At 45.8% G+C, this 12,569-nt stretch carries 4 protein-coding genes and 3 rRNA genes; 6 read left to right on the forward strand and 1 reads right to left on the reverse strand.

The features are described from left to right. Positions 1–179 precede the first annotated feature (179 nt). The 5 genes from glcT to rrf all read left to right on the forward strand — a co-directional run bounded on the left by glcT (position 180) and on the right by rrf (position 8,838). Positions 180–1,022, forward strand: coding sequence for a glucose PTS transporter transcription antiterminator GlcT (gene glcT / locus HWX64_RS01155; protein ID WP_175986566.1), 843 nt, complete (start codon positions 180–182; stop codon positions 1,020–1,022). Between the two features lie 190 nt (positions 1,023–1,212). After that, positions 1,213–3,291 carry a glucose-specific PTS transporter subunit IIBC gene (ptsG, locus tag HWX64_RS01160; protein ID WP_175986568.1) on the forward strand — a complete coding sequence of 693 codons (2,079 nt, stop codon included), beginning with the start codon at positions 1,213–1,215 and terminating at the stop codon, positions 3,289–3,291. Between the two features lie 531 nt (positions 3,292–3,822). Beyond that, positions 3,823–5,374 (forward strand): 16S ribosomal RNA (locus tag HWX64_RS01165). 311 nt (positions 5,375–5,685) lie between these two features. Next, positions 5,686–8,621, forward strand: a 23S ribosomal RNA gene (locus HWX64_RS01170). Positions 8,622–8,721: 100 nt separating this feature from the next. Continuing rightward, positions 8,722–8,838, forward strand: a 5S ribosomal RNA gene (gene rrf, locus HWX64_RS01175). Together the 16S, 23S and 5S rRNA genes form the textbook arrangement of a ribosomal RNA operon. 692 nt (positions 8,839–9,530) lie before the next feature. Here rrf and HWX64_RS01180 read toward each other — a convergent pair. Further along, positions 9,531–10,403, reverse strand: coding sequence for a TetR/AcrR family transcriptional regulator (locus HWX64_RS01180; RefSeq protein WP_175986570.1), 873 nt, complete (start codon positions 10,401–10,403; stop codon positions 9,531–9,533). A 159-nt stretch (positions 10,404–10,562) separates the two neighbouring features. Between HWX64_RS01180 and HWX64_RS01185 the strand changes: the two genes are divergently transcribed. Beyond that, positions 10,563–12,074, forward strand: a complete 1,512-nt coding sequence (locus tag HWX64_RS01185) for a DHA2 family efflux MFS transporter permease subunit (RefSeq protein ID WP_175986571.1) — start codon at positions 10,563–10,565, stop codon at positions 12,072–12,074. Positions 12,075–12,569: the final 495 nt, after the last annotated feature.

Consider the following 12,569-nt stretch of genomic DNA (forward strand, 5'->3'; position numbering starts at 1 on the left):
TTTTGGGAACTGATCTCTTATTGAGGTCAGTTTTTTCTTTTTGAAAAAAGGATGTGGGAGGACAGAAGAGAATGTAATACTAATGGGGATTATATTTAATTGAAATATGTGTTCATTTTCGTTAAAATCATGAAATCGGATACTGTCGAAAATGGTCGAAATGATGGGGAGAAATTCATATGTCTACTTTAAGTGTAAAAAAAGCATTGAATAACAATGTGCTGATCGCCCAGCATGCGAATTATGGGGAAGTTGTACTGATCGGAAAAGGAATTGGGTTTAACCGGAAAAAAGGAGACCCGATTCAAAACGATATAGCTGAAAAAATGTTCGTCCTGAAAGGTGAGAAAGAGCAGGAACAGTATAAAAACTTGCTGCCCTTCCTTAATGAGGATATTTCCAACGTCATCATCTCGGCCATCGAATTGATACGAGAGCGCACGAATTCTTTTTTGAACGAACATATCCATATTGCCCTGACCGACCATATTCTCTTTGCCATCAACCGGCTGATGAGAGGGATGGAAATCCGCAATCCCTTTTTAGTAGAAACGAGGACTCTCTATCCATTTGAATACGAAATAGCCCGCGAAGTTGTGGAAATGATCAATGATATGACAGATGTGAACCTGCCTGAAGGGGAAGTGGGGTTCATTGCTCTTCATATCCACAGTGCCATGATGAATAAAGATCTTTCAGAAGTGAATCAGCATTCTCAGCTTATTTCAAGGCTTACGTCTATGATCGAACAGCAGCTGGACGTGAAAATCAACAAGGAAAGCGTAGACTATATGAGGCTTGTGCGTCATATTCGGTATACAATCGAGCGTGTCCTGCGTGAGGAACGTGTCGAGGAACCGGAAAAAATCGCAAAACTGTTGAAAGAGGAATACCCTCTCTGCTATAATTTATCATGGAAGCTGATCAAGATGATGCAGCAAACATTGAAGAAACCTGTTTATGACGCAGAAGCAGTATACTTAACCATGCATCTGCAGCGTATCCAGAACAAAGTTAAATAATGTACTTATCTATCTTACGTGTTACTGATTCGATCAGGCATGAGTAAAGAAGATAATTGAAACGTATTTTTTGGGGTAGTCTATCCTTATACGTTCATTATCCTCTTTTCTCATGCCTTTTTTGTTTGCAGCTATCATCTCATCTGCTGAAATAAAACACTATTTATCCATTAAAAGGAGGAAAACTTTTATGTTTAAAAAGGCTTTTGGCGTCTTACAAAAAGTCGGTAAAGCACTTATGCTTCCAGTTGCGATTTTACCGGCTGCCGGACTTCTGCTTGCATTTGGTAATGCCCTGCAGAATCCTACTTTATTAGAAATTGCTCCATTCCTTGCAAGCGGCGGAGTCGAAATGGTTGCCAGTGTCATGGAACAAGCTGGCGGAATCATCTTTGGAAACTTGGCACTCCTCTTCGCAGTCGGTGTAGCCATAGGGCTTGCTGGCGGTGAAGGTGTTGCCGGACTAGCAGCCATCGTTGGTTTCTTGATTATGAATGTCACGATGGGAACTGTGGAAGGATTGGGAATCGGTGATGTAACAGGTGAAGGGGTGGACCCTGCCTATGCACTTGTTCTTGGGATCCCTACACTTCAAACCGGGGTATTCGGCGGTATCATCGTCGGTATTCTGGCAGCGTATATGTATAATCGTTTCTTCCAAATCGAACTTCCTTCATATTTAGGATTCTTCGCTGGTAAACGATTCGTTCCGATTGCAACAGCAGCCTCTGCGGTTGTTCTGGGATTATTAATGCTTTTAATCTGGCCGCCGATCCAAAACGGCTTGAATGCATTCTCGAACTTTATGCTAGGTGAAAACAGAGCGTTTGCAGCCTTTATCTTTGGTGTAATCGAACGTGCTCTAATTCCATTTGGACTTCACCATATTTTCTACTCACCATTCTGGTTTGAGTTTGGAACGTACACATCGGAAGCCGGGAACATCATCCGCGGTGACCAGGCAATCTTTATGAAACAAATTCAAGACGGTGTTCAAGATCTGACAGCAGGTACCTTCATGACAGGTAAATTCCCGTTCATGATGTTCGGTCTTCCCGCAGCAGCACTTGCCATCTACCATGAAGCACGCCCTGAGCGTAAAGCGGTTGTAGCAGGGATCATGGGATCTGCTGCTTTAACATCATTCCTGACAGGTATTACAGAACCGATTGAATTCTCATTCTTATTCGTAGCACCGGTACTATTCGGTATCCATACGATTTTCGCAGGTCTGTCATTCTTAACGATGCATCTATTGGATGTTAAAATTGGTATGACATTCTCAGGCGGTCTGATCGACTATATCTTATTTGGTCTTATCAACCCGCAGACAAATGCATGGATTGTCATCCCTGTAGGTCTGGTATTTGCAGTCATTTACTACTTCGGATTCCGTTTTGCGATCCGCAAATGGAACCTGATGACTCCTGGTCGTGAAGAAGTGGAAGATGAAGACGACGCAGATGCAGGTACAGGTACAGCGGGCGAACTTCCATACAATGTTCTTGAAGCGCTGGGTGGAGAAGAAAACATCTCTCACTTAGATGCATGTATCACGCGTCTTCGTGTATCGGTAAACGACGCGAAAAATGTGGATAAGCCAAGACTTAAGAAGTTAGGTGCTTCAGGGGTGCTTGAAGTAGGTAACAGCATTCAGGCGATCTTTGGCCCTAAATCTGATACATTGAAATCGCAAATGCAAGACATTATGCGTGGTAAAGCTCCACGTAAAGCGCAAACAAGTGCGAATGAAGAAGTGGAACAACAAATTGAAGAAGTGAATCCTGATGCTCTTCAAACAACAGAAGAAGAAAAGAACGAAAAATTTGTAGCGCCTATCACGGGTGAAATCAAAGAAATTACAGAAGTGCCGGACCAAGTATTCTCTGGCAAGATGATGGGAGATGGATTTGCGATCGTACCATCAGAAGGAACAATCGTTTCTCCTGTCGATGGTAAAGTCGTTAATGTATTCCCGACTAAGCACGCTCTTGGCCTGGAATCCAAGAACGGACGAGAAGTGCTGATCCACGTCGGAATCGATACAGTCAAACTTGAAGGTAAAGGCTTTGAAGCACTGGTAAAAGAGGGAGACCAAGTAGAAGCAGGTCAACCATTACTGGAAGTAGACTTAGACTACATCAAAGAAAATGCGCCTTCTATTATGACGCCGATCGTCTTCACAAATCTTAAAGAGGGTCAGCAAGTGACTCTTGAAAAGACAGGTAAAGTGAATCGCAACGACGAAAACATCATCAAGATCGATTAGTGAAAGATGAAAACCCCGCACCGGTCTAAGTATCGGAGCGGGGTTTTCTTTTTATATAGAAGAAAGGAGGTATATGGAGTGGGGGGCTCCATCGGTGAAAGGGATTTTCTGCCCGGATTTCGACACTATCTCTATGTGCAGGTAAGACGTGAGGTGGAGTTCCGATTCAATAATAAAGGGTCGCAGAAGCGGAAGTATGGAGCATTAAAGATAGAGAAGATAGGTACAGGAATAGACTCTATTAAAAAGTTTAAATTAATTTAGCGAAAACTGTTGACGGAACTCGAAATGGTTGATATACTTTAAAAACCGTCGCAAGTGAGACGCGAAAACAACTAAATTTAATAGAAAAACTTATTAAAAAAGTTGTTGACAAGAGCGCCTCATTCTTGATATGATGGTTAGGTCGCTTCAAACGGAGCGCATCAACAAATTGAACCTTGAAAACTGAACAAAACAAGACAATACGTCAACGTTAATTCTAGATTTACCGCAACGATTGAATCGTTGCAAAAAGAGCTATTCAAACTTTTATCGGAGAGTTTGATCCTGGCTCAGGACGAACGCTGGCGGCGTGCCTAATACATGCAAGTCGAGCGGATCAAAGGGAGCTTGCTCCCTTTGATCAGCGGCGGACGGGTGAGTAACACGTGGGTAACCTGCCTGTAAGACTGGGATAACTCCGGGAAACCGGGGCTAATACCGGATAACTCAGTTCCTCGCATGAGGAACTGTTGAAAGGTGGCTTTTCGCTACCACTTACAGATGGACCCGCGGCGCATTAGCTAGTTGGTGAGGTAACGGCTCACCAAGGCGACGATGTGTAGCCGACCTGAGAGGGTGATCGGCCACACTGGGACTGAGACACGGCCCAGACTCCTACGGGAGGCAGCAGTAGGGAATCTTCCGCAATGGACGAAAGTCTGACGGAGCAACGCCGCGTGAGTGAAGAAGGTTTTCGGATCGTAAAACTCTGTTGTTAGGGAAGAACAAGTGCCGTTCGAATAGGGCGGCGCCTTGACGGTACCTAACCAGAAAGCCACGGCTAACTACGTGCCAGCAGCCGCGGTAATACGTAGGTGGCAAGCGTTGTCCGGAATTATTGGGCGTAAAGCGCGCGCAGGTGGTTTCTTAAGTCTGATGTGAAAGCCCACGGCTCAACCGTGGAGGGTCATTGGAAACTGGGGAACTTGAGTGCAGAAGAGGAAAGTGGAATTCCAAGTGTAGCGGTGAAATGCGTAGATATTTGGAGGAACACCAGTGGCGAAGGCGACTTTCTGGTCTGTAACTGACACTGAGGCGCGAAAGCGTGGGGAGCAAACAGGATTAGATACCCTGGTAGTCCACGCCGTAAACGATGAGTGCTAAGTGTTAGAGGGTTTCCGCCCTTTAGTGCTGCAGCTAACGCATTAAGCACTCCGCCTGGGGAGTACGGTCGCAAGACTGAAACTCAAAGGAATTGACGGGGGCCCGCACAAGCGGTGGAGCATGTGGTTTAATTCGAAGCAACGCGAAGAACCTTACCAGGTCTTGACATCCTCTGACAACCCTAGAGATAGGGCTTTCCCCTTCGGGGGACAGAGTGACAGGTGGTGCATGGTTGTCGTCAGCTCGTGTCGTGAGATGTTGGGTTAAGTCCCGCAACGAGCGCAACCCTTGATCTTAGTTGCCAGCATTCAGTTGGGCACTCTAAGATGACTGCCGGTGACAAACCGGAGGAAGGTGGGGATGACGTCAAATCATCATGCCCCTTATGACCTGGGCTACACACGTGCTACAATGGACGGTACAAAGGGCAGCGAGACCGCGAGGTTTAGCCAATCCCATAAAACCGTTCTCAGTTCGGATTGCAGGCTGCAACTCGCCTGCATGAAGCTGGAATCGCTAGTAATCGCGGATCAGCATGCCGCGGTGAATACGTTCCCGGGCCTTGTACACACCGCCCGTCACACCACGAGAGTTTGTAACACCCGAAGTCGGTGAGGTAACCTTTTGGAGCCAGCCGCCTAAGGTGGGACAGATGATTGGGGTGAAGTCGTAACAAGGTAGCCGTATCGGAAGGTGCGGCTGGATCACCTCCTTTCTAAGGAATATTTTATGGAACGTTTGACAGTCGAAGTTTTGTTCAGTTTTGATGGTTTGATTTCCATCAAAATGATATTACTTGTTTTACAACAAGTAATTCTTATTTTCTTTGCGCTTGCGGCAAAGCTGATTCGAAGATGTTGTCTTCACCTCAGCGCAAGGCAGCACGAAGAGAACTCACTGATGCGATTCACGATGTGAAGTAAATCAGTAGCCTTGTTCTTTGAAAACTAGATAAAGATAAATTGATAGTCAAGAAATTACCGAGTATCGCCATTTTAGGTTTTAACACCTTTTAACAACCAATTCGGTTAAGTTATGAAGGGCGCACGGTGGATGCCTTGGCACTAGGAGCCGATGAAGGACGGGACTAACACCGATATGCTTCGGGGAGCTGTAAGTGAGCTTTGATCCGGAGATTTCCGAATGGGGGAACCCATTGTTCGTAATGGAACAATATCCATACTTGAATACATAGAGTATGGAAGGCAGACCCAGGGAACTGAAACATCTAAGTACCTGGAGGAAGAGAAAGCAAATGCGATTCCCTGAGTAGCGGCGAGCGAAACGGGATGTAGCCCAAACCAAGAGGCTTGCCTCTTGGGGTTGTAGGACACTCTATACGGAGTTACAAAGGAACGGAGTAGACGAAGAAGTCTGGAAAGGCTCGTCAAAGAAGGTAACAACCCTGTAGTTGAAACTTCGTTCCCTCTTGAGTGGATCCTGAGTACGGCGGGACACGTGAAATCCCGTCGGAAGCTGGGAGGACCATCTCCCAAGGCTAAATACTCCCTAGTGACCGATAGTGAACCAGTACCGTGAGGGAAAGGTGAAAAGCACCCCGGAAGGGGAGTGAAAGAGAACCTGAAACCGTGTGCCTACAAGTAGTCAGAGCCCGTTAACGGGTGATGGCGTGCCTTTTGTAGAATGAACCGGCGAGTTACGATCCCATGCAAGGTTAAGTCGATGAGACGGAGCCGCAGCGAAAGCGAGTCTGAACAGGGCGAATGAGTATGTGGTCGTAGACCCGAAACCAGGTGATCTACCCATGTCCAGGATGAAGTCCAGGTAACACTGGATGGAGGTCCGAACCCACGCACGTTGAAAAGTGCGGGGATGAGGTGTGGGTAGCGGAGAAATTCCAATCGAACTTGGAGATAGCTGGTTCTCTCCGAAATAGCTTTAGGGCTAGCCTCATGTGTAAGAGTCTTGGAGGTAGAGCACTGTTTGGACTAGGGGCCCTCATCGGGTTACCGAATTCAGACAAACTCCGAATGCCAAAGACTTATCCATGGGAGTCAGACTGCGAGTGATAAGATCCGTAGTCGAAAGGGAAACAGCCCAGACCACCAGCTAAGGTCCCAAAGTATACGTTAAGTGGAAAAGGATGTGGAGTTGCTTAGACAACCAGGATGTTGGCTTAGAAGCAGCCACCATTTAAAGAGTGCGTAATAGCTCACTGGTCGAGTGACTCTGCGCCGAAAATGTACCGGGGCTAAACGTATCACCGAAGCTGTGGATTGACACCTCTAGGTGTCAGTGGTAGGAGAGCGTTCTAAGGACAGTGAAGTCAGACCGTAAGGACTGGTGGAGTGCTTAGAAGTGAGAATGCCGGTATGAGTAGCGAAAGATGGGTGAGAATCCCATCCACCGAATGCCTAAGGTTTCCTGAGGAAGGCTCGTCCGCTCAGGGTTAGTCGGGACCTAAGTCGAGGCCGATAGGCGTAGACGATGGACAACAGGTTGATATTCCTGTACCACCTCTTTTCCGTTTGAGCAATGGGGGGACGCAGGAGGATAGGGTAAGCGCACTGCTGGATATGTGCGTCTAAGCAGTTAGGCTGATGATGAGGCAAATCCCATCATCGTGAAGGCTGAGCTGTGACAGCGAGCGAATTATAGTAGCGAAGTTCCTGATTCCACACTGCCAAGAAAAGCCTCTAGCGAGGAAAAAGGTGCCCGTACCGCAAACCGACACAGGTAGGCGAGGAGAGAATCCTAAGGTGAGCGAGAGAACTCTCGTTAAGGAACTCGGCAAAATGACCCCGTAACTTCGGGAGAAGGGGTGCTCTTTGAGGTGCATAGCCTCGAAGAGCCGCAGTGAATAGGCCCAGGCGACTGTTTAGCAAAAACACAGGTCTCTGCGAAGCCGTAAGGCGAAGTATAGGGGCTGACGCCTGCCCGGTGCTGGAAGGTTAAGAGGAGTGCTTAGCGCAAGCGAAGGTGCGAATCGAAGCCCCAGTAAACGGCGGCCGTAACTATAACGGTCCTAAGGTAGCGAAATTCCTTGTCGGGTAAGTTCCGACCCGCACGAAAGGCGTAACGATCTGGGCACTGTCTCAACGAGAGACTCGGTGAAATTATAGTACCTGTGAAGATGCAGGTTACCCGCGACAGGACGGAAAGACCCCGTGGAGCTTTACTGTAGCCTGATATTGAATTTTGGTACAGCTTGTACAGGATAGGTAGGAGCCTTGGAAGCCGGAGCGCCAGCTTCGGTGGAGGCGTTGGTGGGATACTACCCTGGCTGTATTGAAATTCTAACCCGCGCCCCTTATCGGGGTGGGAGACAGTGTCAGGTGGGCAGTTTGACTGGGGCGGTCGCCTCCTAAAGAGTAACGGAGGCGCCCAAAGGTTCCCTCAGAATGGTTGGAAATCATTCGCAGAGTGTAAAGGCACAAGGGAGCTTGACTGCGAGACCTACAAGTCGAGCAGGGACGAAAGTCGGGCTTAGTGATCCGGTGGTTCCGCATGGAAGGGCCATCGCTCAACGGATAAAAGCTACCCCGGGGATAACAGGCTTATCTCCCCCAAGAGTCCACATCGACGGGGAGGTTTGGCACCTCGATGTCGGCTCATCGCATCCTGGGGCTGTAGTCGGTCCCAAGGGTTGGGCTGTTCGCCCATTAAAGCGGTACGCGAGCTGGGTTCAGAACGTCGTGAGACAGTTCGGTCCCTATCCGTCGTGGGCGCAGGAAATTTGAGAGGAGCTGTCCTTAGTACGAGAGGACCGGGATGGACGCACCGCTGGTGTACCAGTTGTCTTGCCAAAGGCATCGCTGGGTAGCTATGTGCGGAAGGGATAAGTGCTGAAAGCATCTAAGCATGAAGCCCCCCTCGAGATGAGATTTCCCATCACTTTATGTGAGTAAGATCCCTGGAAGATGACCAGGTAGATAGGTCAGAGGTGGAAGCATGGTGACATGTGGAGCTGACTGATACTAATCGATCGAGGACTTAACCACAAAGAGTCATTTTAAAATGAACACATTGGTCGATACTCGGCTTTCTTGACATCAATCCTTTATCTAGTTTTGAAGGAACAAACCTTCAATTGAATATTCGTCTGGTGATTATGGCGAAGAGGTCACACCCGTTCCCATGCCGAACACGGAAGTTAAGCTCTTCAGCGCCGATGGTAGTTGGGGGCTCTCCCCCTGTGAGAGTAGGACGTCGCCAGGCAAATAGGAAAAGCAGCTCTTTATGGGCTGCTTTTTTGTTTGGGTGAAAGGAGAATGCAGCTTTTTTAGAGTTGTGATTGGGTCAGAAAAATAATATGTGAATTGGAAAAATATCTGTTTTATTGAAAAAATAAAGCCCGGAAATGAAAAAATAATCATGGAAATTGAAGAAATAAACTCCGGCTCGCCACTCAACAATTTCCCAAGTGTGTATGCTCATCTTATTAATTAAAAACAATCAACTTTTTCCCTTTTTAGCCCTTTAATTTGTCTATTTTCATTAAAAACCCTTCTCCTTATTAAAAAAGAGGTCATGTTCGCCCTAAAAACGTATCGATAATCATAAAAATCTCCAAAATCATCACTTAGCCAAACACATAATCGGATTTATTATCGAAAATCAACATTTTAATATCGAAATCAACGAATCTATTATCGAAAATCCGACTTCTATTATCGAAACCGAAAAGTCTTTTATCCAATATTTAATGATTTTTTCGAGCCACACCTATTCTTATTAAATAAACCTATATATAATCGAAGTGCTCATCTTATAAGCATGTATCCCCACATTAATAAGGTACGACGTCACACCCACCCCTAAAACGATCAATCCCCACCTAAACAAAAAAGCTGCCAAGAAGATCCTATCTTCTTCGGCAGCTTCTAATCTAAAAAAATCAAACAAAGCCGCTAAACCGACTTCAAATAATACCACAGCATATTCGTGAATTTGTGTGCATGTGATTCATTGTCTGTCTCATTGAATAATTGCTGGAAAGGTTTTAAGAGCGGCTTTAGGACAATTTTACGGATGCGGTCACGCTGCAGTTCATTCATGATGGCATCGAACAAGTCCTGCTGCTCTTCATTAAATGCACTGTGCTTTTGAAACCGTTCTGCAAGCTCCAATACTTCTGTTTTTGTTACTGTGTGTTTATCGATATTGGATTGTAGCAGGTCGATTGCAGAATGACTCAGCATCGACGTGTCATGCTTTAACATATACGGGATGATAAGTTCGATATAAGACATGACAACCTCGACCAGCCTTTCTAATGGGGAGGAGCTGTTCGTCACCTTCATGGTAAACAATAAATATTGAAGCATCCCGTAAAATAATACAGTGCCCTCAAATGACACCTCCCTGATTTCATCGCCCATGACTTCGATGAACCGGTTGGACAGCCATTCCATTTCAATCATCCGGTGCTGCATCACCAGTTTCTTCAGTTCAGCTTCATTTGAAGATAAAATGGCCTCGAATAGGACATTTAGATTCCGTTCTTTGTTCAATTTTATAAGAATGGTGATTTGTTCTACAAGGACATTCCGGTCCTTGGCATCTTTGCCGATCTGCATCGCCACCCTCTGCTGGCTTGCGTCATAACGCAGATACTCTAATATATCGGCGATACAATCGTTTTTAGAAGAGAAATAATTATAGAACGTCCCTTTTGATATGTTTGCTTTTTCAATGATTTCCTGGATCGAAGTCTGTTGGAAACCTTTCTCGATAAATAATGATAATGCGATATCTGCTACTTTCCTTTTTCGATTATTCATACCGCCCTCCAGTCTCTCTCTATAGAGTAGTATAGTTTTCTTGGACTGGAAATACAATATTTTTATACCATAAGTATAAAAGTATTGATTTATTTGAACGATGGGTATAAAATAGTTCGAGTGACAAAATAAATAATTTGAACATAAAGGGATGAGGATATGGACTCGGCAATTCAAAACAATAAACCGCCATATTTAATGTTGGCGATACTCTTCATTGGAGCTTTCGTCGCATTTCTAAATAATTCGTTATTAAATGTAGCACTTCCATCGATTATGGTTGATTTGGAGATTGCAGATTATTCCACGGTACAATGGCTTGCTACAGGCTATATGCTTGTGAGCGGGGTGTTGATCCCGGCTTCTGCATTTCTGATTACACGTTTTTCTAATCGTCATTTAGTTATTACTTCGCTTGCCATTTTCACATTAGGTACAGCACTGGCCGCCTTTGCTCCGAACTTTGGTATGCTTCTTACCGGGCGGATGGTTCAGGCTGCAGGATCCTCTGTCATGGGTCCTCTTCTAATGAATATCATGCTAGTCAGCTTTCCGCGTGAAAAACGCGGTGCCGCCATGGGTGTCTTCGGATTGGTCATGATCACGGCTCCCGCTATAGGGCCTACGTTATCCGGTTATATTGTAGAACACCATGACTGGCGTTTGCTATTTGAAATGATATTACCTTTAGCGGTCATGAGTTTGTTATTGGCCGTTTGGAAATTCAGCAATGTAATGGAACAAAATAAAGAGGCAACTCTTGATATGCTTTCACTCGTCCTTTCCTGTATTGGTTTTGGAGGACTATTATATGGATGCTCTACCGCTAGTTCCGATGGCTGGACGGACGGCATTGTATTGACAACACTTATTGTCGGCGGCATTGCATTAGCTGCATTCATTATCCGCCAATTCAAGATTGATGAGCCATTATTGGACCTTCAAGTGTATAAGTATCCCATGTTTGCCCTTGCATCGGTGATTGCGATTGTCAATGCGGTTGCCATGTTTTCAGGGATGATTTTAACTCCTGCTTATGTTCAGAGTGTCCGCGGTATTTCTCCACTGGATTCCGGCTTGATGATGCTGCCGGGGGCGATCATTATGGGAATCATGTCGCCTATTACCGGGAAGTTGTTCGATAAATTCGGTCCCCGTGCGCTATCTCTGACCGGACTCAGTATTACAGCAATTTCAACCTATATGCTTGCAAACTTACAGATTGATACTAGTTATTCACATATCATCTTGATCTATACACTTCGTCTATTTGGAATGTCGATGGTGATGATGCCGATCATGACGAATGGATTGAATCAGCTGCCTAACCGCTTGAACCCGCATGGAACAGCGGTGAATAATACGGCACAGCAAGTGTCGGGCTCGATCGGTACGGCGATCCTGATCACCATTATGAACACTGTCGCGAAAACAGAAGCTGAAAGTCTGATGAGCGGGGTGGATCCGGCAACCGTCACGGAAACATCGACTGCTGCTTTAGCGCAGCAATCACTATTGGCAGGGATTCAATATTCGTTCTACGTAGCACTTGGAATCAATATTGCTGCATTGATATTGGCGCTCTTTGTTAAACGCGTAGACACAAGTGAAGAGGCAGTCAATAAAATCGAAAGCCAAAACAAGCCTGCAGCCAAACCTGCAACGGTTTAATAATAAATAAAAAGAGGTTCAACGACAGTGATGAGATGTCATCATAAAAGTCGTTGAACTTTTTTTTATCTTCCCGATTAAAAATTGTTATTGTTTTAACTGGATCCCGCTGTTGATTGGAGTGGAAGACGAAGACTCCTGCGGGAATAGCGTGTTAGGTTAGACTTGTCCAGCTCCAGGGCTTAGAGGCACATGTCATAAGTCAACTCGTCCAAGAAGGCAAAGAACGCCTTCGTGGCCGATTCGCCTTATGCCACCCGCCTCTGACCAAAGCCCTTCCGCTTTTCTAACCCGCAGGAGCGCACGCGACGAGGAGGCTCACCAACCGCCCGCGGAAAGCGAAGTCTTCCACGGAAATCAACAGTGGAGTTGGATACAAAAAAATAGACAAAAGCTGCAGCTAAGCTTTTGTCCAAAATGAAGAAATTTAGAATGAGCCTCATTTTATAAAGATTTTACACGAAGGAAGTGGCGTTCCTCATGTCGAGGAGTGAA

The sequence above is a fragment of the Bacillus sp. Marseille-Q1617 genome (assembly GCF_903645295.1).
Taxonomy (GTDB): Bacteria; Bacillota; Bacilli; order Bacillales; family Bacillaceae_B; genus Rossellomorea.